This window comes from Priestia sp. YIM B13486 (genome assembly GCF_042787865.1).
GTDB lineage: Bacteria > Bacillota > Bacilli > Bacillales > Bacillaceae_H > Priestia > Priestia megaterium.
This window is the reverse complement of the sequence record NZ_JBHZOZ010000007.1, coordinates 202,601-229,431: the sequence shown is the minus strand read 5'-3', so window position 1 is coordinate 229,431 and position 26,831 is coordinate 202,601. Positions and strand designations below refer to the sequence as shown.

Here is a 26,831-nt window from a genome sequence, read left to right as displayed (position 1 = left end):
AGCCATGATCAATGTCAGACACATATGACGGATCATTTTAAGGAAAGTGGGTTGCAGAGCTGTTGCTTGATCAATATGAAAAAATAACTAGTACGTATGAGAAGCTGGACGAACTTCAGCTGCCGTTTAATAAGCCCGTTTTAGTCGCGGTTGAGTGGAACGGAGTGCTGTTTGAGTTTTTAGTGAGATTAAAAAAAGAGTCTTCTCATTTGCTTGTGTTTGGTTCAGGAGGAGGGGCAAGTCAGGAAATGCCTGCAGGCCCTCCATATTTTCAGCGCCATTCGTGGATGAATGAATTCCAAGATTCCATTATTTATTACAACGACCCCACGCTTTATTTAGGAAAAGTGTCGCTTGCGTGGGGACAAGGGACAAGCGATCGTTTTTATTTAAAAGACATTGCGGTTGTAATTGAAAAGTTCATGAAAAAAGTACAGGTGAGTTCGTCTAATGTGCTATTTTACGGATCATCGGGCGGCGGCTTTATGTCGATGTTTTTAGCGGGGTACGTAAAAGGAGCAAAAGCGCTTGTCAACAATCCGCAGACTTGCTTGACCAAGTGGCTGAAAACGCCGGTTCGGCAAGTGTTTAATTTATCTTATCCGAACTTGACAGAAGATGAAGTGATAGCCTTATACGGTGAGCGAATTAACGTAGTGAAGTTTTTTCGCCATATTAACTATGTGCCGAAGGTGTATTACTTGCAAAACGGGGCGTTTGAATACGATATGAACAATCACTTGCTGCCATTTTTAATGGATTTGCAGGATATGCCAGATGACTGTGAAATCAATAATATAAAAGTCGAGCTCTATTATAATCCAAAGCTGAAGCACGCGGCTGTTAGCAAGCAAGAAACGATTGATTATGTAAATATGGCAAAGAAGATATAATAAAAAAGGCAAGAGTTCAAGCTTAAAGGAACTCTTGCCTTTTTTATGTCGAATTTTCTAACTCAATAGATACAAGTAGGAAGTTATGTTGCTTTTTCTTTTGAATATGATAGTGAAGATGAGGTGTAAGGAGGGAAAGTATGGCCGATCAAGATGAGAGAAAAAGATACTTGATGGAAGTTCAGACCTGGCTTGAACAAGTATGTGATCCTGTATTTGAAGAAGCCATTACAGAAGTAGATATAACGTCATATATAACGCGCACGCAAGAAGACGTTCTTGAATATTTAAGCGAAGAAGATGTCAACGAATATACGTTAGAAGAAATCAATAATGCAGTGCGGCATATTGATAAAGTTTTAAAAGAGCGGCTTGGAGACGACGGAAGGGAGCGAGAATCAATAGCGCCAGGACAGCACGAGCTGCCGCCGCTTGGCTATAGCTATTCAGCTCTCGAACCGTATATTAACCGGGAGATCATGCGTCTTCATCACAGCAAGCATCATCAAAGCTATGTAGATGGATTAAATAAAGCAGAGCTCATGCTGCAGCAAGCCCGTAACACAAACAATTTTGACCTCATAAAACATTGGGAACGGGAAGCTTCTTTTCATGGCTCGGGTCATTATTTGCATACAATTTTTTGGGAAATTATGAGTCCAGAAGGAGGAGGGAGGCCGAGACGACAGCTGCTGCAGCAGCTTCAAAAAGACTTTGGCAGCTATGAGAAATTTATGATGCACTTTTCTCAAGCTGCAAAAAAAGTGGAAGGTGTGGGCTGGGCTATCTTAGTATGGTCGCCGCGTTCGCGAAAGCTTGAAGTCTTGCAGGCTGAGCGTCATCAGCTTCTCACGCAGTGGGATACGATTCCGCTGCTCGTATTAGACGTATGGGAACACGCCTATTATTTGCAGTACAAAAATGAACGTGATCCGTACGTTGATAATTGGTGGAAAATAGTTTACTGGCCCAATGTAGAAAAAAGGTTCGAGGCAGCTAAAATGCTTCAGTGGCAGCCATATTAACAAGGAATGCAGGCATTTTAATTTCAAATAAAAAGGCTATGATAAAAGTATTTTAGTTGAAGAAAGATCCGAACGATGAATTGAGATTCTTGATGGAGAATCCAACTCGTTCGGATTTTTTTATTGTTATGGCGATCATGTATGTATGCGTTTCTAGCAGTTAATTGGAGAGCAAGACGAAGATTCCTGAGGAAATAGTGGAATAGATGAGACCCCGCAGGAGCGCAAGCGACAAGGAGGCTCATCGGCCACCCGCCGAAAGCGAAGTCTTGCACGGAAATCAACAGCGGTGTAAAAAGTGAGGTATATTAAGCTCCTTTAACGCATTTATTAATTTTAAATAAACTATGTTCTAAATAACCAATATAAAACAAAGTATAAGCCTCTAGAACCAGTGAAATGTTACAAATGAAATAATCCAGTGTAAATGTGTGTAAAAGCACCGTCATATACCTAAATATGTATGTTTTTGAAGAGTAAAGGTGATTAATTTACTAGTTTAAAAGGAAGAATCTTTATTTTTACTGTAACTAAACTATCAAACTATTGACATGATACTGAAATATAACTGTAATATTCATGTGTTATTTTTTATGTATTGGTAGATAAAGGGGAAATCAATTACATGAAAAAGACAATGATTACGTTCAGTTTAGTTCTAATGTCACTGTTCGGAGTGGCAAGTGGTGCATCAGCTGCAACAAATACATATACAGTAAAAAGCGGAGATTCGCTATACAAAATTGCAAAGACATATAAAGTATCGGTTAGTCAGCTGAAACAGTGGAATAACTTAAAGTCAGACAGCATTCATCCGAAACAAGTATTAAAAGTATCTCAAGTAAAATCAAGCACGCCTGCTAAAGCAGCGCCTGCGAAGTCTTCAAACGTTGTGAAAGAATTTAAAGTAACAGCAACAGCGTACACAGCGAACTGCAAAGGCTGCAGCGGAAAAACAGCGATTGGAATTGACTTGAAAAAGAATCCAAATCAAAAAGTGATTTCTGTCGATCCAAAAGTGATTAAGCTTGGTTCAAAAGTATACGTAGAGGGTTACGGCACGGCAATCGCAGCTGATACGGGCGGCGCAATTAAAGGAAATAAAATTGACGTTCTTCTTCCTTCTCAAAAAGAAGCGTTAAAATGGGGAAGAAAAACAGTAAAAGTTCAAATCTTAAAATAAGTATTTCTTAAGGAAATGAGAGCCTTCGTTGAAGGGCTCTCATTTTTTTCTTCATTAAAGGGCATGCTACTTTATATATACTGATGGAAAAGTTTTACGAAAATGATCATATTTGTTGACAAATATTTCGGAAACGGATATATTTATCCGGTATATAATTAAGTTCATTAAATATTCGTGACATAAATTAATAGAATGAACACATAAAATATATTCTTAACCTGTTTGTCATCTGAAGATTTACATACAGATAATTTTAAAGGGAAAGGTCTTGTTAAAATGAATACACTAACACCACAGTCCGATCAAGCCCGAACTCGGTCTATTTTTGGCGTAATGATAATGGGAGCGCTCGTCGCTTTTTTAAATCAAACGCTGATTAACATTGCGCTTCCGCAAATGATGGATCATTTCCATGTAACGGCGGCTACGGGCAACTGGTTAACAACCATCTTTATGTTAGTAAACGGAATTGTTATTCCAATTACAGCATTTTTAATGAATCGATTTACTACAAGGCAGCTGTATATTACAGCAATGAGTCTGTTTACAGTAGGAACACTGCTTTGCGGTATTGCACCGACATTTTCCGTTATTTTAGTGGGACGCGTCGTGCAAGCAGCAGGAGCAGGGATTTTATTTCCGTTAATTACCAACGTTATCTTTACATTATTCCCGCCTGACCGACGCGGTTTTGCGATGGGGATTTTTGGTGTAGCGATGAACTTCGCACCGGCAGTAGGGCCGACGCTTTCTGGTTTAATAGTTGAGCACTACTCATGGCGCGTTTTATTCTTTATGATGTTTCCAATTGCACTTATTAACGTAATTGCGGCTATTATTTTAGTGAAAAACGTGACAGAAACAAGCCGACCTAAGCTAGACGTGCTTGGCGTTATTTTGTCAACAATTGGATTTGGCGGCTTGCTTTATGCGTTCGCTACGGGCGGTACAAAGGGCTGGACCAGCACTGAAGTATTAGCCATGTTCATTGTAGGCGGTATTTCAATTCTGTTCTTTATTTTCCGTCAGTTAAAAATCGATCAGCCGCTTCTTGAATTTCGTATTTTCCGTTACCGTATGTTCACATTAACAACAATCATTAACGTGATTGTGACAATGGCAATGTTTTCAGGTATGATTTTAATGCCGATTTATATGCAAAACGTACGCGGTTTTTCACCGTTTCTTTCAGGCTTGCTGTTACTGCCAGGGGGAATTGTAATGGGGATTATGTCTCCGATTACAGGACGTCTGTTTGATAAGTTTGGCGCAAGATGGCTTGCTGTTATTGGTTTAGCGATTACCGTTGTAACAACATATGAACTAACAAAACTTGAAACAACAACAACATTTATGTATGTAATGATTGTTTATACTGTTCGTATGTTTGGTATGTCGCTGCTCATGATGCCAATCTTTACAGCAGGATTAAATGAGCTTGCGCTTAGCTTAAATAAATACGGCACAGCGATGGTTAATACGCTTCGAATGGTTGCTGGAGCTGTAGGAATGGCGTTCTTTGTATCTATTATGATGAATCAAGGTGAAAAACACGTGAAAAACATCGTCACGAATCAGCAAATTTTGCCGACAGATAAAGGCAGTATGGCTGAAGCTGTGAATCAAGGTACGGCAATGGGTATTAACGATGCGTTTATGATTGCAACGATTTTAAGTGTGATCGCGTTTGTTTTAGCCTTCTTTATTCGTAAAACATCACCAAAAGAAGATACCATTACAAATCGTGTAAAAAAAGCAAGCTAATAAAAAATCCGTGCCTTTTGGTACGGATTTTTTTTATGAGTTAAATTTGTCTTTTTTATAGTCAATGTAAAGCGATCCGTCGGACTGAACCTCAGCGTAAAAGACGTCATCAATTGAGTTGACTCCCGCTTTTTCTAGCTGTTTATGCAGCCAATTATTATCTACATGCAGGTCCTTCAAGGCATCTTCATTCGCTTTTCCATCGTAAATAACGCCTGTTGAAGTGGGGAATAAAAGCGTTTTTGACCACGAGTTCGGCTTTTTATCTTGTTTTTGCATAACGGAAAGGTTTCCGTTGATTTTTAATATGGCGTATTCTACATCTTTTATGGAAAATACATTTTGCTGCCTCAGCATGCCTAAAAGAGATTCAATATCTAGCCGGACTTGTTTTAACGCCTTTTCCATCACTTTCCCTTGCTTAATCACAATTTTAGGCTCACCGGTAATAAGATGCCGCGCTTTTTTCGATTTCATTCCAAGATAGCCCATAGCGATCGTTAAAAATGTCCATCCTAGCAGAGAATACACTCCTTTATCAATCTCTACTCGCTTATCAGTGGAGAGGGAAGAAGCGATATTACCAATCGTAATCGCCGTAATGAATGTAAACACATTTAACTGGCTGATTTCTGTTTTTCCCATGAGCCGCGTTAAAAGAAGCAGCACAAAAAATGAACAGGCGATTCGAAACGTCGATTCAGCATAGCCCATACATTTCACCCTTCCTTCATTTCATTGTTTTATGTTGTGAAAAAATAGAAATTTTATGCAGTTAAAAGGATAAATTCCATGCTTGTCTCCCAATCGCTTTTGCTTTTGCGCTACAATAAAGAAGCAGCGTGTTTAACTAGACAAAAGAAGGTGAAAAGATGAAACCGTTTAAAGCATCCGCATTATTAGATGTCATCAGTGAATTGTTCTCCGATGAAGCGTCGATTGCCGTTTCAGATCTAGAAACGTACGTGTATTACCGAGCAAGCAAACGAATTAACTTAAAAATCAGCCCTGGAGATCAAATAAAAAAAGGAACGATTACATATAAAGCATTAGAACGAAAGCAAAAAGTGTCGGAATTTATTCACCGAGACGTATTCGGCACACCTTACTATGGCATGGCCGTGCCTTTTTTAGATGAAGGAGAGGTTCAAGGGTGCGTGACGGCGATTTTTCCCGCGTTAACGAGCGGAAAGTCAGTTGTGACGTTAAAGGTGAACGAGGGATGGATACCGGTTCCTTTCTCAAAAATTATCTACGTAGAAGCGCGTGACCGAAAAACATATGTGTACGCACAGAAGTATACGGGTACGCATAAATACACGTTAAATGAATTTGATTATGTGCTTCCAAAAGAAGAGTTTGTGCGCTGTCATCGTTCTTTTATCGTCAATGTGACGCAAATTCAAGAAATTTATCCTGATACACATTCAACTTTTTTATTAGTGATGAACAACGGAGAAAAAATTCCGGTCAGTCAGTCGTACGCCAGCTATTTTCGAAAACTCCTTGGGTTTTAACCGTCATTTTGCTTAATTATCATCAAATATGCTGTTTTATCGCTATTTTTGTCCATTTCATTCCAAAAACTCTTGTGTACGCTCGCTTTACAGTAAAATGGTAAAAAAGAGCAAAAACAAGGAGTGAACAGAATGGAAAACGTTTGCAGTCGAATTAAGGATGAAGCACTAAAGAATCGAGTTGTCTCTGCTGAAGAAGCAGCGTCTTGGATTCAAGATGGAATGACTCTTGGTCTAAGCGGTTTTACACGCGCGGGGGATGTCAAAGCTGTCCCGTTTGCGCTAGCGAAACGAGCAGAAACAGAACCGATAAAAGTAAGCGTGTATACCGGTGCTTCACTTGGATCAGATGTGGATAAGCTATTTGCAGAAAAAGGCATGTTAAACAAGCGCCTGCCGTTTCAAGCGGACCCAACCATGCGTAAAAAAATTAATGAAGGTGAATTTCAGTTTATTGACCAGCATTTATCGCATACTTCTGAATGGGTGCGTTCAGGCGTGTTAGATTCAATAGATTTCGCTATTTTGGAAGCGGTTTCTATTACGGATGACGGAATGATGATTCCAACAACGTCAATTGGCAATTCAATGGTGTTTGCCGAGCATGCAAAATCTATTATTATTGAAATTAACACAGCGCAGCCAGAGCTGTTAGAAGGCATTCATGACCTATATGATCCGGGCGTTCAAGGACAAAGAGATGCAATTCCTTTGAAAAAATCTGATGATCGTATTGGTTCATTAGGCATACCAATTGATTTAGATAAAGTAAAGGGTATTGTGTTTACAAATCAGCTAGATTCACCGTCTACGATTGTAGCACCTGACGAAGAAACGGTTGTGATGGCTCAAAATCTGATTTCATTTTTACGTGAAGAAATTAAAGAAGGGCGATTAACTGAATCGCTTGCTCCTTTACAATCTGGAATTGGATCTGTGGCAAATGCCGTTTTCCACGGTTTGTTAGATTCAGAGTTTCATGATTTAGAAGTGTATTCAGAAGTATTGCAGGACGCTGTGTTTGATTTATTTGACGCAGGAAAAGTTACGTTTGCTTCCTGCTGCTCAATTACGCTTTCAGCGGATAAAATGAAACAAGTTTTCTCTAATTTTGAAGCCTATCGAGATAAGCTCATTCTTCGCCCGCAGGAAATTTCAAACCATCCAGAAATCATTCGTCGCTTAGGACTGATTTCAATTAATACTGCGCTAGAACTAGACATTTACGGAAACGTTAATTCAACGCATGTGATGGGAACAAAAATGATGAACGGAATCGGAGGCTCAGGAGATTTTGCCCGAAATGCGCGTCTCGGTATTTTTGTAACAAAATCTATTGCCAAAAACGGCGATATTTCAAGTATAGTGCCGTTTGTTTCACACGTTGATCATACGGAACACGATGTGGATGTGATTGTAACAGAGCAAGGATACGCAGACCTGCGCGGACTCGCTCCAAGAGAACGAGCAAAACGAATCATTGAAAATTGTGCACATCCAATGTACCGCGACCAGCTTATGGCGTATTACGAAGAAGCGCTCACGCGAGGCGGACAAACACCGCACGTTCTTGAAAAAGCCTTTTCTTTTCATATGTCTTATCAAAAAAATGGAACGATGCGAGAAGTTGTAGAGCAAACAAAGTAAAAGAACGCTTTATCTCCTTAGGAGACAAAGCGTTTTTCCCTTGAGTCAGAAACTTGTGTTTGTTATCTCTTTGAATTACGATGAAAGGGAATACATAAAGAAAACGAGGTAACTTATATATGAAAGCATTAGTGTTTGAAAGATTTGGAGGACCTGACGTTCTCCACTATCAAGATATACCGAACCCCTCTATTGGTCCAACAGACGTATTAGTAAGAACAAAAGCAATTGGACTTAATTTTGCTGATGTGTACCGAAGAAAAGGGAACTACCACTTAACGGGTACACCTCCGTATATTTTAGGATATGAAGGAGCAGGTGTGGTAGAAGAAGTAGGAGCAGAAGTAAGTCACGTTAACGTAGGAGACCGTATTGCGTTTGCTGACGTCCCTTTTGCAAATGCAGAGCTTGTTGCCGTGCCACAAGATAAAATCATTGCCGTACCTGACGATATTTCGTTTGACGCAGCTGCTTCTGTGCTTTTACAAGGGTTAACGGCTCACTATTTAACACAAGACAGCTACAGCATTCAGCCCGGCGATTATGTACTTGTTCACGCAGCTGCTGGAGGTGTAGGTCAGCTTTTAGTTCAAATTGCCAAGCTATTAGGCGGACAAGTCATTGGCTTAACGTCATCTTCTGAAAAAGCAAAAGCAGCGGCTCAAGTAGGTGCTGACTATGTCTTTTTATACGAAGATAACTGGGTGGAACAAGTGAAAGAAGTAACGAAGCGAGGCGCAGATGTTGCCTATGAATCTGTAGGAGTTACACTAGAAAAAAGCTTTGAAGCCGTAAAAACAGGCGGAACCGTGGTATTTTACGGAATGGCAGGAGGCGATCCGGCCCCGGTCGACCCGCGTATGCTGATGGACACCTCTAAAGCGCTTACAGGTGGAGACTTATGGAACGTGCTCGTATCTTATGAAGAACGTAAAGTACGTTCACAGCAGCTGTTTGAGTGGATCAGTAAAGATCAGCTTGTGTTAACTGATCCCGTGGTGTTCGATTTAAAAGACGGAGCAAAAGCGCATGAGCTGCTTGAAAGCCGGAAAAGTACAGGGAAAATTTTGTTAAGACCGTAAAAGAAAGGCCCTTTAGTCAAGGGCTTTTTTCTGTTAGTAAAGGATAAACTAAGGAGCTGTCTAATATATATAGTAGATAAGTAGAGTGAAAGAGGTGAAGGTAGATGAAACATGCATTGATTACAGCGGGTCATAAAGGTATTGGCAAGAAGGTAACAGAAAATTTTTTAAAAAAGCAGTATTCCGTTACCGTCCATTTTCGGAGTGATAAAAATAAAGTGCGAGAACTGCAAGAAGAATGGCATCAATATAAAGACAACGTACAGTTTGTAGAAGGGGATATAACGAATAAAGCAGATATTGAACACGTCGTTGCGCAGGCTATGGAGCGATTTGGACGTATTGATGTTTTAATTAATAATGCAGGTCCGTATGTATTTGAAAGAAAAAAATTAATAGAATACACAGACAGTGAATGGTATGAAATGCTGGAAGGAAATTTAAGCTCCGTTTTTCATTTTGTAAAAGCGGTTGTTCCAGCTATGAAAAAGCAGCAGTTTGGAAGAATTATTACATACGGTTTTCAAGATGTAGAGCACACCCCTGGATGGATGTACCGCGCGGCTTTTAGTGCCGCTAAGTCAGGACTAGCTTCTCTGACCAAATCGCTTGCTCTAGAAGTAGCCGAATACGGGATTACGGTCAATATGGTCTGTCCCGGAGATATTGTAGGGGACATGAAAGAAAGTGACATTATAAAAGCAAGATTACTAGAAGACAAGGAAACGCCTGTCGGTCGATCAGGGACAGGAGAAGACATTGCGCGTATTATTGAGTTTCTTTGTGATGAAAACTCAGATATGATTACAGGCAGCATTATATCTGCTTCGGGCGGAGTAGATGTTGTTCATAAAAGTAAAAAAACAAGCCCCTGACGTTGACGCAGGGGCTTGTACGTTACAGCAGTGATTCTCCGCCGTCGATAAACATTTCACTTCCGGTAATATGTTTGGACGCGTCAGAAGCTAAAAAGAAGATTAACTCCGCTACTTCTTCGGGCTTAGCTGAGCGCTTAGCAAGCGGCTGATTGCCATTTGGATATTCAATTGGAATCGCCACTTCTTTTAATTTGTCTTCTTGACGGAATGTATTGCTTTCAATATTTGTATCAACTGCTCCTGGACAAATGACGTTTACCCGTATTCCGTATGTAGAAAGTTCAAGGGCTGCCATTTTGCCGAACGCCATTTGGCCAGCCTTTGAGGAACTGTATGCGCTCATGCCGATATTTGAAAATGTACGGTTGCCGTTAATTGAGCTAGTAATAATAATGCTTCCTCCCTGAGCTTTCAAATAAGGAATAGAATGCTTCACAGTTAAAAAAGTGCTTGTTAAATTTGTATCAATCGTTTTTGTCCAATCTTCTGGTGATAGTTCTTCAATAGAAGAGAACGTACCGTTGATGCCTGCGTTAATAGAAACAATATGTAATTGACTCCATAAGCTGCGGATCGTTTCGATACTCTCTTTTATACTTTCAGAGTCAGATACGTCTGTTTTAATGGCTATACACTCTCCGCCGCTCGACATGATGGTCTCTTTTACTTCATGTAATTTTTCTTCCTCTAAATCTAAAAGAGCAACGCGCGCTCCTTGTTCAGCTAGTGTAATGGCTGAAGCGCGTCCAATTCCAGACGCCGCTCCCGTCACAAGCGCAACTTTTCCAGTTAATGCAATCATTTGGAACCCCTCCATATAAAAATGTTGTTTCCTTTCTTTAGCCTATACGAAGGAAATAAAAACCTCTTTTAAAATATTTGTGTTTAAATTTTCTAAAAGATGCCAAAAGGAAAAGAGAAAACAGCGGCGAATTATTAATATGACGCCAGAACATGAAAAAGCTAATGTCAAATGGGCCTACTTGAGCAGCTAAAGATTATACCCTGTCTTTTCAGAAGAATGTTTATATAAAATTTTACATCAGAGGGACTTGCAAATCGTTCCTTGAAAGCTTACACTAGTAAAGCACAGAAAAAGGACGGTGTTTTATGAAGAAGAAAGATAATGTGATTCCATTCCCGCAAAGAAGGGAAGCGGCTGCTTATGTTCCCGCTTCTATTAGTTTAGATAAGGATATTGTGGAATTTTTAGAAATTATGAATTTTGAAGATCGCAATGATTTTTTAAATGAAATGATTGATTCATTTTTTAAATATGTAAAAGGTGAAGAAGACGAAGTAAGATAAAAGGTAACGTTAAAGACATCCAACGAGATGTTTTTTATTTTGTGGCCAATTGCTTAAAAGGCATGCTTAAGCCTCGTATAGTTATTTATGGTATAGTATACATTAGATACTATCTAGCAGGTGCAAATGCGAGGAGTGATAAGATGAGTGGATTTAAAAAAGACATTCGTGCCGGATTCGAAGAACCACACTCACTAGAACAATTAAAGCATGAAATGGAGCAAAGCCTGTGGAATTTAAGAAAAGATTTGCGAAATGAAAATCGCTCGGAAACGGAAATGGCAATGATTAAAATTTCGCTGCTGTCACTATTTGAGGAACAGGCAAATAAATTGAGTAAAACTGAGCTTTCTGACTACCTTGCTGATTACCACAAAAGAGTCGAGCAGTTATTCGACAGGTATAGCTATAAATAAGACAAGCATCCTTGCGGGGATGCTTGTTTTTATTTGAGCAAAATTCGCTTGTATTCATTGCGCTTCAGAGGTTTGGATACATACCCGTCGGCTTCTAGCTGATAAATAATGGTGGCAGCTGCATACACGCTAAAGGCATGATCAAGACCAAAGTAGTCTTGCAAAGCGGCGACGCTCACTTCCTCTTGAAAGATTTTACTGCGATTTGATAAGACAATAGGGTAGACGTTTTTAACGATTTGCTTTGAAATTTCGAGTGTTAACATATAAAATCCCTCCTGTGTGAGTGTACATAACTAAAGGTATTCAGCACGGTGTACATTCATGAAAAAGGGAGCGATTACATTTTTAAAAGATAAAGAAAAGAGGAGTAAATGCCCATAAAATCAAAGGTTTTATCTCTTTGTGGGGCATGTTTGAAAAACGCAGTATTTTTAGTGTATGACAAACATTTCCAAAAGTTCTATGGAATTATTAGGAGCAATTTAACTAAATCCACATATCTTAAAGTATAGCAAATGGAGGTGAAACACATGGGATACTACGGAGGTTACGGATACGGTTGTGGTTATGGCGGCGGTGGCTGCGGCGGCGGTTTCGCTTTAATCATTGTACTTTTCATCTTATTAATCATCATCGGCGCTTCTTGCTTCGGCGGCGGCTGGTGCTAATTATTAAAAAATGATGACGACGCAACATCCACACTTTATTTCTTCAACTATTTCTTCCACAAAAGGTCTCTTCGGGATGAAGAGACTTTTTTAGTTTATTATTTATAATAACGTGTACAAACTGCGCGTTAAAAAGGTTTTATGCGTGGTTCTACATAAAAAAAAGACTCTGAAATCAGAGTCTTTTTCTACTTATGCTTTTTGAACGTTAGCAGCTTGAGGTCCGCGTTGACCTTCTTCAACGTCGAATGTTACAGCTTGACCTTCGTCTAAAGATTTGAATCCTTCGCTTTGGATTGCTGAGAAATGTACGAATACATCGTCACCGTTTTCGCGCTCGATAAATCCGAAACCTTTTTCTGCGTTAAACCATTTTACTGTACCTTTTTCCATGAATGTTGCCTCCTCGTGTGCTATGCACACATTGTATTACTATCCTTGCTCATGATCAAAATCTTTAAGACGAAAGTATTCACCTATCGATTGTTGCCGAACAAAAATAATTCTTCTTATAGAATAGCAAAAGTTAATGATAATTGCAAGGAATGAAGAAAATTTAACGAAGACGATCATTCATTTAATGAAAGAAAACGAAAATTATACGAGTGAAAATAAGTAAGAAAGAGCGTATCAGGTCACACTATCTCTATATATAAGAAGAAAGGGGTCAGTCATATGTTTAAACAAAAAGCAGGGGAAAAACTGATTGAACTGTTAATTGAATGGGGCGTTGATCATATTTACGGAATGCCAGGAGACTCCATTAATTCAATTATTGAACCGCTTCGCAAAGCCCAGGACAAAATTAAATTTATTCAAGTGAGGCATGAAGAAGCGGGAGCTCTCGCAGCGGCTGCATATGCAAAGCTAACGGGTAAAATCGGTGTATGCACGGCTATTGCCGGACCGGGAGCGATTCATTTATTGAATGGTTTGTATGATGCAAAGTTAGACAAAGCTCCCGTTTTAGCACTTACGGGGCAAGTGGAGTCTGATCTTATCGGAAGCGATGCGTTTCAAGAAATTAATTTAGAGCGAATGTTCGATGACGTGGCTGTATATAACCAGCGAATCATGTCCGCTGAACAGCTTCCCACTGTTGTCAATCAAGCGATTCGAACAGCTTATGCTAAAAAAGGTGTGGCTGTGTTAACCATTCCCGATGATATCCCTCGTTTTGAAGTCGGATCAGAGGCACGAGAAACATCAAGCATAATCGTTAAACAAGACGTCTTTCCTCACAGAGAAGACCTTGAAAAAGCAAAAGATTTGATTGGTAAAGCAGAAAGTCCGGTTATTTTAGCCGGTCGAGGCACACATGAAATGAGAGAAGAGCTGCTTGCGTTTGCCGAAAAGATCGCAGCACCTATTGTTCTTACGCTTCCTGGAAAAGGCGCAATACCGGATGAACATCCATATTGTCTCGGAGGACTTGGATTAATCGGTACAAAGCCAGCGTATGAAGCGATGCAAGAAGCGGATACGCTCATCATGATTGGAACGTCCTATCCGTTTACAGGATTTTTGCCAGACCATGCGAAAACGATTCATATTGATATTGATCCTGCACAAATTGGTAAAAGATATCCTGTAGATGCAGGGCTTGCAGGAGAAGCAAAAACAACCATTCAGTGGTTCTTAGAAAACGTTGGCCGCTCAGAACATCGCCAGTTTTTAGAGCAAAGTCAAGAACGTATGAAAAAGTGGTGGAGCCAGCTTGATACCCAAGAAGCAAAAGAAAGTCTACCTATCAAGCCACAGCGAGTGATTCGAGCGCTTCAGCACGTAGCGGCTGATAACGCGGTCTTGTCCGTAGATGTAGGAAACGTCACAGTATGGATGGCGCGTCATTTTCGTATGACAAATCAGCAGTTTGTGATTTCAAGCTGGCTAGCGACTCTTGGATGCGGGCTGCCGGGCGCACTTGCTGGAAAAATTGCTTATCCCGAGAAGCAGGTGTTTGCGGTCTGTGGAGACGGCGGCTTTGCGATGACGATGGCAGATTTTATTACAGCTGTTAAATACAATCTTCCGCTAGTTGTGGTGCTATTTAATAACCATAAAATCGGTATGATTAAATTTGAACAAGAAGTAATGGGAAATGCTGAATTCGGAACAGACTTAACAAATCCGAACTTTGCCAGGTATGCAGATATTTGCGGAGGTGTTGGCTACCGAGTAGAAAAAGAAGAAGAGCTGCTGCCTGCTTTTGAAAGTGCTGTTAGGCAAAACAAGCCGTGTATTATCGATGTAATCGTTGATGCAAACGAAGCGCCTATGCCAGCTAAGATTACGCTAGGACAAGCAACGGGTTATGCCAAGCATATGGTGAAAGAATTATTTCAAGAAGGCAAGCTAGATTTACCGCCTCTATAAAAAATAGGCTGTGACAAAAGTACTTTAGTAAAGATCCAAACGATGAATTGAGACTCTTAATAGAGAATCAACTTCGTTTGGATTTTTTTGTTGGAATGGTGAAGGTAATTTGATTAACTATAAAATTATTATGTAAACTTAAATGTCGGCAAGTAACAAAGAGGTGATATTATTTATTTTATAAAGTGGATGAGCAAAAAAACACCAAATTGGATGGTCTTTTTTTATAAAACTGCTTTAAGATAAGAGAGATAAAGGATAAACTACTAATAAGAAAGTTTAAACGTAAGGACTGACGCCGCATGAACTGGAGACCAGATCGCGCTAGCAAAAAAGCGATTTATAAACAAATTGCAGAATATATTGAAAGCTGTATTTCATCGGGAGCGTTTCCGCCGGATTCTATGCTGCCATCAGAACGAACGCTTGCTGCTGAGCTAAACGTGAACAGAAGCACGGTAGTAGCTGCTTATGAAGAACTGCAGGCACTTGGAATCGTAGAACGTAAAAAAGGAAGCGGCACGCGAGTTAGTTCGAGCATCTGGGGAATTTCCCGTAAACGTATTCCAAACTGGGGAAGATATGTAGAAGACGGTTCATTTTTGCCTAATTTACCGCTCGTACAGCGAATAAGAAGCGAAGCTTTGCGAACAGACTTTGTAAACTTAGCGAGCGGAGAATTAGCGCCTAGCTTATTTCCAAGTGAAGATTTTCAGCGAATATTAGCGGGCATGCCGTTTAATGAGCATTTAGGCTATGATCATCCTCACGGCAATGAACGTCTGCGTGACGCTATTGCTGCTCATGTTCATGAGTACCGGAAAATCTCCACCGATGCTAATTCCATTTTAATCACATCAGGTGCACAGCAAGCACTTCATTTGATTGTGCAGTGTTTGTTAAAACCAGGAGATGCAGTAGCGATTGAAGATCCGTCCTATAGCTATTCACTGCCGCTTTTTCAATCAGCAGGTTTACGAACGTTTTTGCTGCCTGTAGATAAAAATGGAGCCAACCCGGACGACTTAGTAGAATTACATAAAAAGCATCGCATTCGTATGGTTTTTTTAAATCCGTATTATCAAAACCCGACCGGTATTGTGTTATCAGAAGCGCGTCGAAAGCGGTTTTTAGAGCTTTCTTCAGAATACGGCATTCCGCTTATTGAAGATGATCCTTATTCACTCACGGCATTTGACGGAAATGTACATCAAACGCTGAAATCGATGGACGAGAACGGAAATGTCCTCTATATCAGCTCGCTTTCTAAAATTGTGGCATCGGGCCTTCGAATTGGCTGGATAGTGGGGCCAGAGCAAGTGATTCAGCGCCTGGCAGACGCTAAGCAGCAAATTGACTTTGGCCACAGCATCTTTCCGCAGTGGATTGCTTATCAATTCTTAGATTCTCCTACGTTTTCTTCGCATATTGAAAAGCTTAGACAAGAGCTCAAAAAGCAAGAGTATGCCCTGTCGTCGAGTCTGAACGAATTGCTCGGATCAAAAGTATCTTTCGATTCGCCTCAAGGCGGGATTCACTTATGGTGCAAAGTGAATCAGCCGGTCGATGACTATCGTCTATTGGAAGAATCGCTTAAAAGAGGAGTGGCTTTTGTACCAGGAAGCGTGCTGAGTTCTCAAAGCGGAGCTATTCGCTTTACGTTTGGCAGAGGGGAAGAAGAGGTCATTCGAGAAGGAATCAAACGATTTGCGAGCGCCCTAGAGAGTCTGGAATAGCTATAATCATAGGTAAACGTGCCGGATGAAAGTTTTATTTTATTATTTCGTATAGATTGTTATGATCTTGTGCTATACTAAGAGTACCATTAACTTTACTTCTGTATTTGTACCGACTGGCCCTGTTGAAAAACGGGGCTTTTTTTATGTTTGTACACAAAAAAACAGATCCTTTAAAGGATCTGTTTCTGATATGTTGTGTTTCTTATGCTTTTTGAACGTTAGCAGCTTGAGGTCCGCGTTGACCTTGTTCTACGTCAAATGTTACAGCTTGACCTTCGTCTAAAGATTTGAAGCCTTCGCTTTGGATTGCTGAGAAGTGTACGAATACATCGTCTCCACCTTCGCGCTCGATGAATCCAAAACCTTTTTCTGCGTTAAACCATTTTACTTTACCTTGTTCCATAATTGTTGCCTCCTCGTGCGGACTCGCACATTGTGGTACTATTCTTGCTCAAATCTAAAGACGAAAAGTGACAATACTCATACATCCCCACCGAACAAAAATAATTCTCTTACATCTTAGCAGAAATTTCCTATGTTTGCAAGCGCTTTATTTAAAAACCATTCGTATTTTTTAGACAAGTTTTTTATAAATCATGTCTAAAAAATGTCACATTTTGAACATTATAGAAAGGCTATTCTTTGTATTCGCTTTTACTGTAGTTATATAATAATGAAAATATGCTTTTTCTAAAGATAGACGACAAGCATAAGAAACGTACATACTGAGTGCTGAAATGGAGTGGTAAAGATGAAGGTGGGTTTAATTGGTTTAGGAAATATGGGATTACCGATGGCGGAAAATATGATAAAGGCGGGTCATGAACTTGTTATTTATAACCGCACTGCTTCGAAGGCGGAAAGTCTTGTGAAAAAAGGAGCAAAGGTTGTGGAGACACCTGCTCAAGCAGCACAAGAAGCGAATCTTGTCTTTACGATTCTTTCAAATGATGAGGCTTTAGAAGAAGTAACGCTTTCAGAAGCCGGTGTACTTGCAGGCCTTCAAGAAGGTGGTATTCACGTCTCTGTGAGTACTATTAGCGTAGATTTATCGGAAAAATTAACAAGCGCACATGCTGCATCAGGACAGCATTTTGTTGCAGCGACTGTTTTAGGTCGACCCGACGCAGCAGCAGCCGCGGCTCTCAAAGTAATAGTTGCAGGTAATAAAGAAGCAAGAGAGCACGTTTGGCCGCTGTTTGAAGCGATTGGTCAAACTATTTTCACTGTAGGAGACGAGCTTACTTATCAAATGTAGCTAAGCTTGGCAATAATTTTTTATTAGTATCGATGTTAGAAGCTGTTTCTGAAGCAGTAGTCATGGTAGAACAGTATGGCATGCAAGCGGAGGAGTTTCTTGAAGTGGTTAATAGCTTATTTGCATCTCCTGTGTATAAAAATTACGGCAATTTAATTGCTAAAAGAGACTTTGATCCGGCCGGGTTCAAGCTGGAGCTTGGACTAAAGGATGTAAACCTGGCTATTGATGCAGCCAAAAAAGTGTCCGCTCCGCTTCCGTTAGGAGAGCTTGTGAAAGGTCATTATGAACAAGGAATCGAAAATGGCTGGGGTCATTTAGACTGGTCCGCTTTACTAAAAACAGTTGAAGCTCTAAAAAAAGATAACTAAAAAGACGAAAAGGAGTGCAGCCAGTGAAAGCGAAAGGAAAGTGGGTATGGATTGTATCCTTGATTTCGATTATTTCGTGTCTGCTGTTTGCAGTGGGGCTTGGAATGTCTATTTATGATTATGTTAGCGCCTCAAAAGCTACTGTAAAAGAAATGCCAAAGCCGAAGCAAGAAACAAGCAGCAGTAACAAAAGTACAAAGAATTATACGATTGTCGCTTTAGGTGATTCCCTGACAAGAGGAACAGGAGACGCAGCGGGAAAAGGGTACGTTGGGTATTTAAAAGATAATCTTGAAGAAAAAACGAAGAAGAAAATTCTCTTAAGTAACTTTGGAATAAAAGGTCAAACGTCTTCGCAGCTGGCAAGTCAAGTAAAGCAGCAGGAAATTCAGCGGCAGGTTAAGTCGGCAGATACCGTGCTGATCACCATTGGAGGAAATGACTTATTTCAAGGCGGACAAACGCTGCAGAACTTAAATAAAAACAATATTCAAAAGCTAGAAAATGACTATTTAAAAAACGTAGACAGCATCTTAAAAAGCATCCGGTCGGCAAATAAAGACGCGACGATTTTTTTAATTGGTTTATATAATCCGTTTAGTAACCTGCAAGATGCAAAAACGACAACGGCTATTGTACGAGAATGGAATTACAAAAGCAGTGAATTAAGTGCTAATTATAAGCAAACTGTTTTTGTTCCGACCTTTGATTTGTTTCAGCTAAAGGTAGATGACTACTTATATACTGATAAGTTTCATCCTAATGCAAAAGGCTACAAGCTGATCGCAGAACGTGTAGCATCGCTTATTACGTGGTAAGGGAGGGAATGATATGAGTGAAGTAACGCTTTCAGTAAAAGGACTGAAAAAAGTAATAGGAAAACGAGAGATTATCAAAAATATTGATTTTGAACTAAAAAGAGGCGAAGTGTTCGGCTTTTTAGGACCCAATGGAGCCGGTAAAACGACAACGATCCGAATGCTTGTCGGTCTGATTCGCCCGACGGCTGGTTCCATTTATATTTGTGGATACAGCGTATCAAAGCAGTTTACAAAAGCGATGGAGCATATCGGCTGTATTGTTGAAAATCCTGAGCTGTATCCATACTTAAGCGGCTGGGAAAATCTGCAGCACTTTTCACGCATGATTCCTTCTATGACAGAAGAACGCATTCATGAAGTGGTGGAATTAGTTGGCTTGCAAGAGCGTATCCACGATTTAGTTCGCACGTATTCGTTAGGTATGAGGCAGCGTTTAGGAATTGCGCAAGCGCTTCTCGGAAAACCAAAAGTGCTTATTTTAGACGAGCCAACGAACGGACTAGACCCTTCTGGAATTCGGGATATGCGTAAATTTATTCGCTTTTTAGCTGAAAGTGAAGGTCTAAGCGTCTTAGTATCGAGTCATTTACTGAGCGAGATTCAGCTAATGTGTGACCGAGTAGCGATTATCGCAAAAGGAGAAGTTATTCACACAGAATCGGTGAAGACCCTGTTAACTCAGCAAGAGCGTTTACTGTGGAAGCTAGATCCGCAGCCTGCAGGAATAGACATTTTAAAACAAGTGACGGACTTTGTGCAAGTGCAGGGGGAGTATGTCACGACGTTTTATGAAGAAGCTGAAGTGGGAGAGTGGAACAAACAGCTCATTCAAGCAGGAGTAACGGTAAAAGAAATGAATCGAAAGCTTCCAACTCTTGAAGATTTATTTATCGAAATGACAGGAGGCGAATCGATTGATTAGTTTGGTTCAAAATGAAATGATCAAGCTCGTTCGAAAAAAGCGCCTGTTAATCGTTACCCTTATTATGGGCGTTTTGATTTCTATGTTCACCTACGCTCAGCTTCGCGAAACACAGCGCCTTCAAGAAAAGCTAGGAACGACCGATTGGCGCAGTACGCTGCAGCAAGAAATTATCGATACGCAAAACCGGCTGAGCGGAAGCCAAATTTCAGATGATTGGCGCAAGCAGCTTGAAATTCGCGTGGCGCAGCAACAGTATTATTTAGATAATGATATCAATCCTTCGGAACCAGGGGCACCAACGTTTGTGCGAGGGTTCATTGAAAACGCCATTCAGCTTTTGCTGCCGCTGATGATTATGATTATTGCAGCGGATTTAGTGTCTTCAGAGTACAGCTTGGGATCCATCAAGGTATTGTTGACGAGGCCTGTGAAACGGTGGAAAATCCTGCTTAGTAAATATATCACGCTCGTCATGTCCGTCTCGTTTTTAATTTTAATGTTTGGCGTTTTGTCGTACCTCATTTCTGGCGTTGTATTTGGATTTAAAGGCTGGACAGCCCCTATTCTTACGGGATTTAGCGTGCAGGGAAATGACTTAAATACAGCTGACGTTCATTTAATTTCGCAGTGGAGATATATTTTAATGGAGTTTGGTCTTGCTTGGTTTGTCTCACTTGTTGTTGGAACGCTTGCTTTTATGCTATCTGTTTTAATTAAAAGTACAGCTGCGGGTATGGGTGTGATGCTTGCTTGTTTGATTGCAGGTACGATTTTAAGCAGCATGGTTTCTTCATGGCATTCGGCTAAGTATTTGTTTATGGTTAATTTAAATTTAACTTCTTATCTGCAAGGCACAGCTCCTCCGACTGAAGGAATGACATTAGGGTTTTCCTTGGGTGTTTTAACCATTTGGGGACTTGCGGGGCTGCTCGTGTCGTTTCTGGTATTTACCAAAAAAGACGTGTACTAATTTCGTATAAGTTGACGATAATCAGGAACGTGCGTTATGATTGTGTTAACAAAAAATGCTGTTTTGCTCAAAGGGGAGTAGCTCTTGCAGTAAAGTCGTCATTTCGAGATTATTATCTCCGGCTTTATTGACAATGCAAATTGTTAGCGAGACCTTTGCCAATGTTGCCATTGGTAAAGGTCTGGATACAAACACCTTTACCACATGTGGTAAAGGTGTTTTTTGTTATTTCAAAATGAGAGAGGAGCTTAAAAATGTCAAAACTATCGAGACTGTTAAAAAGCCCCGCTGTAAAAAAAGGAATAAAAAAAGCTGTACCCATTATTATGAAAGAGTTAAAGAAACGAAAATCGAAAAGAAGATAGCAGAAAAGAAAATAAGAAAGGTTGAGTGCTAAGTGAAAAAGTGGATGCTAGTCATATCAACTGCTGTTCTTTTTATGGTCGGCGGCTGTTCTTTTCTTGAAGATACAAGCAGTACGTTGAACTATGCAAACGATGCGAAAGATTACGTGAGTGAAGCACAAAAGTTTGCTGAAGAAATACCGCCTCTAGCGGAAAAAGCTGTTAATGACGACGAGGCAATAAAGAAGCTAGAGCAAAAGTTGCAGGAAATGAAAGGAAGAGCTGAAGAATTTAATCAAACAAAAGCTCCTGACATCGCTTCTGATGTGCACGATCAGCTTGTTCAACAAAACGAAAAAATCATTAGTGGAATTGAAGCGTATGAAGCCAATATAAAGGATGGCAGCTTCAATCCAGAAGCGCTAAAAAACAGTGAATTGTTTCAATCAATTCAAGATGTATCAAGTATTATGAAACAAATTAAAGAATTAGGTCAGTAAGAAAACGCGGCTGAGAAAAAAGTATGTTAACTAAAGAACATCCGAACGATGAATCAAGATTCTTGATGGAGAATCAACTTCGTTCGGATTTTTTTATTTGTAGGTGAACGTAGGTTTCATGTAGGTATGTCTTATGACTCAACCTCGTTTCCTTGTTGTAAATGTAAAATTATATAAATATATCTATTTATTAGAAGACAAAAACCTTCTCTTTCTTTTTTATATCTACGAAATTTTGTTAGAAGCTGTGACAAACTTAATGTCTGTTTTTCATATCCTATGTATAGTACATATATACACACCGCTTGAAATAAATTTTTTTTGAATTAATAGAGGGTGTGGGAACGTTGATTTATTAGGTAATAAGACTCATTTAAAAAGGAGGGTTCATCCAATTAATAAAAACTATAGTCCTTGATTTTGAAGAGGAAAACTAAAAAAATTTTTTCGGTTTACAAAAAGTTAATAAAACGCATACAAATGGTTTACTAAAAAATCAAAAAATTTACATCCTTTATAAATCTTTTCTGCTATACTATTTTTGAACAGTTGCTAGATTTATAGCGATGATAACTTACTTGAAAGGTGAATGGTAGATGAAAAAGAACAAAAGTAGTAAAACGAAAAAAATCCTATCCACATCACTGGCACTTTCTCTATTATCTATGCCTTTTTTAACTACACAGGCAGGAGCGGAAGAACGTCATCCTGGACAAAGCTCACAGCAAAGCAAGCATCAAGGCCATAATAAAAAAGATGCGCTTGTGAACATACGCCTGATGGAAACAACCGATGTTCATACGAATCTATTAAACTATGATTACTTCAAAGATGCCTCTTATGAAAAAGTGGGTTTAGCTAAAACCGCTACCTTAATCAAAAACGCTCGAAAAGAAGTGAAAAACAGCTTATTAGTAGATAACGGAGACCTCATTCAAGGAACGCCTCTAGGCACGTATAAAGCTAAGATTAATCCGCTAAAAAAAGGGGAAGTTCATCCTGTATTTAAAGCAATGAATCAGCTGGATTATGATATTGCAACACTTGGAAATCATGAGTTCAACTATGGATTAGACTTCTTAACAGAAGCGTATAACGACGCGAACTTTCCTTACATAAATGCTAATGTCTACGTTGATGATCATGACAACAACCCGAAAAACGATAAAAATAAATTTACGCCTTATAAAATTATGAATAAAAAAGTCGTCGATGAAAATGGAAAGAAACGGACGATTAAAGTTGGTTTCATTGGCTTTGTGCCCCCTCAAATTAACGATTGGGATAAAGCAAACCTTGATGGGAAAGTCATTACAAAAGGCATTGTGGAAACAGCCAACAAATACATTCCAGAAATGAAGAAAAAAGGTGCAGACGTAGTTGTTGCAATGGCTCACTCTGGATTTAGCAGCAACAAGCAAAACACGGAAGATGTTATTTATTCATTAAGTGAAGTAAAAGGCGTTGACGCTATTACGTTTTCACACACGCATAAAGTCTTCCCTGCTAAAACGGAAGCTTCATTAGACGGTTTGTTCCTCGGAGCAGATAAAAAGCCTCTTCCTGGAGTTGATAATGCAAAAGGAACGATCAACGGCGTTCCGGCTGTTCAAGCAGGTTACGGCGGAGGGTCACTTGGTTTAATCGACTTAACGTTAAAAGAAGAAAAAGGAAAATGGAAAGTAGTAAGCTCTCAATCGTCCACGCGTGAAACGTATAAAGACGTAAAAGATGCATCAGGGAAAACGGTTACGCAAAGTACGGTAGAACCGGATAAAGGCGTTATTAAAGCGGTTCAAAAAGATCACGATGCAACGGTTAAATACGTGAACACACCAATCGGTAAAACGACCGATGATATCCACAGCTATTTTTCTCTTGTGCAAGATGACCCGTCTATTCAAGTTGTGACAAACGCACAAAAAGATTACGTAGAAAAATATGTTTCTCAAAACAAGCCGCAATACAAAGACCTTCCAATTTTATCAGTTGGAGCACCTTTTAAAGCAGGAAGGAACGGCGTGGATGAATATACTGAAATTAAAAAAGGTGACTTAACGATCCGAAGCGCTGGCGACCTGTATCTATATGACAACACATTAAAAGCGGTTAAAGTAAAAGGTTCTGTTGTAAAAGACTGGATTGATATGTCTGCGGGTAAGTTTAATCAAATTACACCGAATAAAACAGAAGAGCAGGAATTATTAAACCCAAGCTTCCCTGTTTATAACTTCGACGTAATTGACGGCGTTCAATACCAAATCGACGTCACAAAACCAGCAAAATACGATGTGAATGGAAACGTGATTCACGGAGATTCAAGCCGCGTTGTTAACTTAACGTATAACGGCAAGCCGGTTGATCCGAACCAAGAGTTTATCGTTGTGACAAATAACTACCGAGCTGGCGGAGGCGGAAACTTCCCTGGTCTAAAAGGAAGCGAGCTTGTGGTGGATTCAGCGGATGAAAACCGTCAAATTCTAATGGACTACATCACTGAGCAAAAAGAAATTACACCAACAGCTGACGATAACTGGTCCATTGCACCAATTAACGGAACGGCTAACGTGACGTTCACAAGCTCACCGCGCGGAGAAAGCTATTTAACTGAAGGAAGCAACATTACGTATACAAATAAAACGGATGACAAAGGGTTCGGCATTTACAAAATTAATTTAAACGGCGAATCAAAAGATAATACAAAGGTTCAGCTTTTAGGCATGAACGACCTGCACGGTCAGCTCGATACAGATACAAAAATCAATTCAAATGGCCAAGCGCTTTTAGCTGGAAATATGAAATATACAGCAGCAGCTATTCGTAAACAAGAAGCTGAAAATCCGAATACGCTTTTAGTTCATGCTGGAGATATGATTGGCGGAAGCCCGTTAGTTTCAGCGCTGTTTCAAGATGAGCCAACGGTTGAAGTGATGGAATCACTTGGATTTGATGTAGGTACGCTTGGAAATCATGAGTTTGATGAAGGCATTGCTGAGCTTCACCGTATGATTGAAGGCGGCGATCATCCAAAAGGAACAAAAGGATACGACGGCATGAATTTCCCGGTTGTAGCGGCAAATGCTTATGATACTTCAACTAATAAATTAATTACGGAGCCTTATGCAATAAAAGAAGTAGGCGGCAAGAAGATCGGCTTTATCGGCGTTGTCACACAAGAAACACCAAGCATGATCGTTCGTAAAGGAAATGAAAACTTAAAAATTACGGACGAAGCAGAAGCAATTGATAAATATACGGCAGAGTTGAAAAAGCAAGGTATTAAAGCCATTGTGGTACTTGCTCATAATCCATCTAATCAAAATGGAACTTCTACCGAGTTTGATGCAGCAGATATTGCTAAAAAAGTTGACGATGAAGTTGACGTTATCTTTTCAGCTCACAATCACGTATACAACAACAAAGTAGTAGATAACAAACTAATTGTTCAAGCTTATTCATACGGCTCAGCGTTTTCTGACGTAGACGTTGAAATCGATAATACGGGTGACATCGTGAAAAAAGATGCCAAAATTGTGACCGTATATCAAAAAGACTACACGCCAGATCCTGAAGTTTCAAGCATTATGAAAAAGTACGAAGACTTAGCAGCACCTATTAAAGCAGAAGTGGTTGGGAAGTCATCTACAGATTTGGCAAAAGGCTATCCGTCTAGCGGACCAACAGGCGATATCGCGCTTGGAAACTTAATTGCTGACGGCATGAAAGCAGAAATGAACGCTGACTTTGCTTTAATGAATGGCGGAGGCGTTCGTTCACAGCTTGATGCAGGTGACGTAACATACGGTGATTTGTTTGCGATTCAGCCGTTTGGCAACGTCTTAAATAAAGTAAAGCTAAGCGGAGCGGATTTAGAAACGGTGTTAAACAATCAAATTACATCATCCGGACTAGATTTCCATGTTGCAGGCTTTAACTATACGTGGGATGGAAGCACGAATAAAGTAGTCGATATCACGCTTCCAGATGGAAGTAAAATTGACAAAGAAAAAGAATACACGGTAGTAGTCAATAACTATATGTATGGAAACGAAAAATACGGTATTGGTGCACTTTCTTCAGATATGGAAGTGGGACCAGAAGATTTACAAGCAACGGTAAACTATATTAAAACCCTTAACAGCCCGTTTGAATACAAAGCTGAAGGCCGTATTCAAAACGTGGCAGCTGCTAAAACAGCTGAACAGCAAGAACCTACTTTAAAAATAGCTCAATAAGCCAAAAAAGACTGTCTCATAACTCGGATTTCCGGTTTAGAGACAGTCTTTTTTAGTAGAATATCTTTACTTTCAAACTTTAAATCAATTAATTTACCCTATAACAGACCGCTTAATTTTTGAAACAATCACCAGATTGTGGTATTCTTTCCATGGAAAGAAGATTTACGTAAACGTTAAAAGTGGTATAAAAATTTCACTATTTTTTCATTTATCTGCGCTATGATATAGAGCTATATAGAACCTGAAATAGAATATGTTCGTTACAGTAAAGGAGTAAATAAAAGTGGCTATTAATCTACAAAAAGGTCAAAAAATTGATTTAACAAAAGGAAGAGAAGGCCTATCTTCTATTACAGTTGGATTAGGATGGGATCCTGTAAAAAAACGCAGCTTTTTTGGTTTCGGAGGAAACGGACCAAGTATTGACTGTGATGCATCTGTTCTTATGCTAAATTCAAACGATAAGCTTGTAAGTAACTCAGCCGTTGTGTATTTTGGAAATCGTCACAGTAACTGCGGGAGCGTTAAGCATTCAGGCGATAACCTTACCGGAGCAGGTGAAGGAGACGATGAACAAATTTTTGTTGATTTAAAAAAGGTTCCTGGAAACGTACATAAACTTGTGTTTGTAGTCAACATCTATCAGTGTGTTGAGCGAAACCAAGATTTCGGTATGATTAAAAATGCGTTTATTCGCGTTGTAGACAGCGCTAAAAACGAAGAGCTTGTCTACTTTAATCTATCTGAAGACCATTCAGGAGCAACCGCTCTATTTGCAGGTGAAATTTACCGAGACGGGAATGAATGGAAGTTTTCAGCAACTGGAGATGCAACGAGAGATACTGGATTAGGAGAAATTGCAAATAAATATACAAAATAAACAACTTGAAAAGAGGGAAACG

The 26,831-nt window shown here is 39.7% G+C and carries 24 protein-coding genes and 1 pseudogene; 20 read left to right on the top strand and 5 right to left on the bottom strand.

Annotated elements, in window-relative coordinates:
- Positions 1-62: 62 nt before the first annotated feature.
- The 4 genes from ACFX4G_RS19380 to ACFX4G_RS19365 all read left to right on the top strand — a co-directional run bounded on the left by ACFX4G_RS19380 (position 63) and on the right by ACFX4G_RS19365 (position 4,868).
- Positions 63-893, top strand: coding sequence for a glycosyl transferase family 2 (locus tag ACFX4G_RS19380; protein WP_230184230.1), 831 nt, complete (start codon positions 63-65; stop codon positions 891-893).
- 140 nt (positions 894-1,033) lie between these two features.
- Complete coding sequence (locus tag ACFX4G_RS19375) at positions 1,034-1,918, top strand: superoxide dismutase (RefSeq protein ID WP_034651345.1); 885 nt, start codon at positions 1,034-1,036, stop codon at positions 1,916-1,918.
- 625 nt (positions 1,919-2,543) lie between these two features.
- On the top strand, positions 2,544-3,101 hold the full coding sequence (locus tag ACFX4G_RS19370) for a 3D domain-containing protein (protein ID WP_014459735.1): 558 nt from the start codon (positions 2,544-2,546) through the stop codon (positions 3,099-3,101).
- A gap of 279 nt (positions 3,102-3,380) precedes the next feature.
- A complete protein-coding gene (locus tag ACFX4G_RS19365) occupies positions 3,381-4,868 on the top strand; it encodes a DHA2 family efflux MFS transporter permease subunit (RefSeq protein ID WP_377576258.1) in 1,488 nt (495 codons plus the stop codon).
- Positions 4,869-4,901: 33 nt separating this feature from the next.
- On the opposite strand, the gene ACFX4G_RS19360 is transcribed toward ACFX4G_RS19365, so the two are convergent.
- The gene (locus ACFX4G_RS19360; protein WP_377576254.1) at positions 4,902-5,582 is read right to left on the bottom strand and encodes a DUF421 domain-containing protein; all 681 of its coding nucleotides are present in this window, start codon (positions 5,580-5,582) and stop codon (positions 4,902-4,904) included.
- Positions 5,583-5,740: 158 nt separating this feature from the next.
- Between ACFX4G_RS19360 and ACFX4G_RS19355 the strand changes: the two genes are divergently transcribed.
- From ACFX4G_RS19355 to ACFX4G_RS19340, 4 genes are all read left to right on the top strand, one after another.
- Positions 5,741-6,385, top strand: coding sequence for a LytTR family DNA-binding domain-containing protein (locus ACFX4G_RS19355; RefSeq protein ID WP_050690645.1), 645 nt, complete (start codon positions 5,741-5,743; stop codon positions 6,383-6,385).
- 132 nt (positions 6,386-6,517) lie between these two features.
- Positions 6,518-8,032 (top strand): succinyl-CoA:acetate CoA-transferase ScpC, encoded by a 1,515-nt coding sequence (gene scpC / locus ACFX4G_RS19350; RefSeq protein ID WP_043983030.1) that lies wholly within the window; start codon positions 6,518-6,520, stop codon positions 8,030-8,032.
- Between the two features lie 119 nt (positions 8,033-8,151).
- Positions 8,152-9,114 (top strand): quinone oxidoreductase family protein, encoded by a 963-nt coding sequence (locus ACFX4G_RS19345; protein ID WP_377576251.1) that lies wholly within the window; start codon positions 8,152-8,154, stop codon positions 9,112-9,114.
- Positions 9,115-9,218: 104 nt separating this feature from the next.
- Positions 9,219-9,989: an SDR family oxidoreductase gene (locus tag ACFX4G_RS19340; RefSeq protein WP_043983026.1), complete on the top strand. Its 771-nt coding sequence runs from the start codon at positions 9,219-9,221 to the stop codon at positions 9,987-9,989.
- Between the two features lie 22 nt (positions 9,990-10,011).
- Here ACFX4G_RS19340 and ACFX4G_RS19335 read toward each other — a convergent pair whose 3' ends face one another.
- On the bottom strand, positions 10,012-10,794 hold the full coding sequence (locus ACFX4G_RS19335; RefSeq protein WP_043983024.1) for an SDR family oxidoreductase: 783 nt from the start codon (positions 10,792-10,794) through the stop codon (positions 10,012-10,014).
- Between the two features lie 308 nt (positions 10,795-11,102).
- Between ACFX4G_RS19335 and ACFX4G_RS19330 the strand changes: the two genes are divergently transcribed.
- Both ACFX4G_RS19330 and ACFX4G_RS19325 read left to right on the top strand, forming a co-directional pair.
- The gene (locus tag ACFX4G_RS19330) at positions 11,103-11,300 is read left to right on the top strand and encodes a hypothetical protein (RefSeq protein ID WP_014459743.1); all 198 of its coding nucleotides are present in this window, start codon (positions 11,103-11,105) and stop codon (positions 11,298-11,300) included.
- 143 nt (positions 11,301-11,443) lie between these two features.
- Positions 11,444-11,716 carry a hypothetical protein gene (locus tag ACFX4G_RS19325; protein ID WP_043983023.1) on the top strand — a complete coding sequence of 91 codons (273 nt, stop codon included), beginning with the start codon at positions 11,444-11,446 and terminating at the stop codon, positions 11,714-11,716.
- Between the two features lie 29 nt (positions 11,717-11,745).
- Here the strand turns inward: ACFX4G_RS19325 and ACFX4G_RS19320 are convergent, their stop codons facing one another.
- Complete coding sequence (locus tag ACFX4G_RS19320; protein ID WP_013057410.1) at positions 11,746-11,982, bottom strand: hypothetical protein; 237 nt, start codon at positions 11,980-11,982, stop codon at positions 11,746-11,748.
- A 267-nt stretch (positions 11,983-12,249) separates the two neighbouring features.
- Here ACFX4G_RS19320 and yjcZ point away from each other — a divergent pair, with 267 nt between their 5' ends.
- The gene (yjcZ, locus tag ACFX4G_RS19315) at positions 12,250-12,387 is read left to right on the top strand and encodes a sporulation protein YjcZ (RefSeq protein WP_013057409.1); all 138 of its coding nucleotides are present in this window, start codon (positions 12,250-12,252) and stop codon (positions 12,385-12,387) included.
- Between the two features lie 192 nt (positions 12,388-12,579).
- Here yjcZ and ACFX4G_RS19310 read toward each other — a convergent pair whose 3' ends face one another.
- Positions 12,580-12,780: a cold-shock protein gene (locus ACFX4G_RS19310; protein ID WP_013057408.1), complete on the bottom strand. Its 201-nt coding sequence runs from the start codon at positions 12,778-12,780 to the stop codon at positions 12,580-12,582.
- Between the two features lie 282 nt (positions 12,781-13,062).
- On the opposite strand from ACFX4G_RS19310, the gene ACFX4G_RS19305 reads away from it, so the two are divergent.
- Both ACFX4G_RS19305 and pdxR read left to right on the top strand, forming a co-directional pair.
- On the top strand, positions 13,063-14,763 hold the full coding sequence (locus tag ACFX4G_RS19305) for a pyruvate oxidase (RefSeq protein WP_025751607.1): 1,701 nt from the start codon (positions 13,063-13,065) through the stop codon (positions 14,761-14,763).
- A gap of 302 nt (positions 14,764-15,065) precedes the next feature.
- The gene (gene pdxR, locus ACFX4G_RS19300) at positions 15,066-16,499 is read left to right on the top strand and encodes a MocR-like pyridoxine biosynthesis transcription factor PdxR (protein WP_013057406.1); all 1,434 of its coding nucleotides are present in this window, start codon (positions 15,066-15,068) and stop codon (positions 16,497-16,499) included.
- Positions 16,500-16,704: 205 nt separating this feature from the next.
- Here the strand turns inward: pdxR and ACFX4G_RS19295 are convergent, their stop codons facing one another.
- On the bottom strand, positions 16,705-16,905 hold the full coding sequence (locus ACFX4G_RS19295) for a cold-shock protein (protein WP_013057405.1): 201 nt from the start codon (positions 16,903-16,905) through the stop codon (positions 16,705-16,707).
- 348 nt (positions 16,906-17,253) lie between these two features.
- Here ACFX4G_RS19295 and ACFX4G_RS19290 point away from each other — a divergent pair.
- From ACFX4G_RS19290 to ACFX4G_RS19260, 7 genes and pseudogenes are all read left to right on the top strand, one after another.
- Positions 17,254-18,131, top strand: a pseudogene (locus ACFX4G_RS19290) (NAD(P)-dependent oxidoreductase).
- Between the two features lie 23 nt (positions 18,132-18,154).
- Positions 18,155-18,949: an SGNH/GDSL hydrolase family protein gene (locus ACFX4G_RS19285; protein WP_217599173.1), complete on the top strand. Its 795-nt coding sequence runs from the start codon at positions 18,155-18,157 to the stop codon at positions 18,947-18,949.
- Between the two features lie 13 nt (positions 18,950-18,962).
- On the top strand, positions 18,963-19,874 hold the full coding sequence (locus tag ACFX4G_RS19280) for an ABC transporter ATP-binding protein (RefSeq protein WP_230184224.1): 912 nt from the start codon (positions 18,963-18,965) through the stop codon (positions 19,872-19,874).
- Complete coding sequence (locus ACFX4G_RS19275) at positions 19,867-20,847, top strand: ABC transporter permease (RefSeq protein ID WP_013057401.1); 981 nt, start codon at positions 19,867-19,869, stop codon at positions 20,845-20,847. The genes ACFX4G_RS19280 and ACFX4G_RS19275 overlap by 8 nt, the downstream gene beginning before the upstream one ends.
- Before the next feature lie 397 nt (positions 20,848-21,244).
- Entirely contained in the window at positions 21,245-21,691 is a 447-nt protein-coding gene (locus ACFX4G_RS19270; protein WP_377576246.1) for a DUF6376 family protein, read from the top strand.
- 596 nt (positions 21,692-22,287) lie between these two features.
- Positions 22,288-25,926, top strand: a complete 3,639-nt coding sequence (locus ACFX4G_RS19265; protein WP_377576242.1) for a multifunctional 2',3'-cyclic-nucleotide 2'-phosphodiesterase/3'-nucleotidase/5'-nucleotidase — start codon at positions 22,288-22,290, stop codon at positions 25,924-25,926.
- A gap of 286 nt (positions 25,927-26,212) precedes the next feature.
- Positions 26,213-26,809 carry a TerD family protein gene (locus ACFX4G_RS19260; RefSeq protein WP_034651381.1) on the top strand — a complete coding sequence of 199 codons (597 nt, stop codon included), beginning with the start codon at positions 26,213-26,215 and terminating at the stop codon, positions 26,807-26,809.
- The last annotated feature ends 22 nt before the right edge of the window (positions 26,810-26,831 follow it).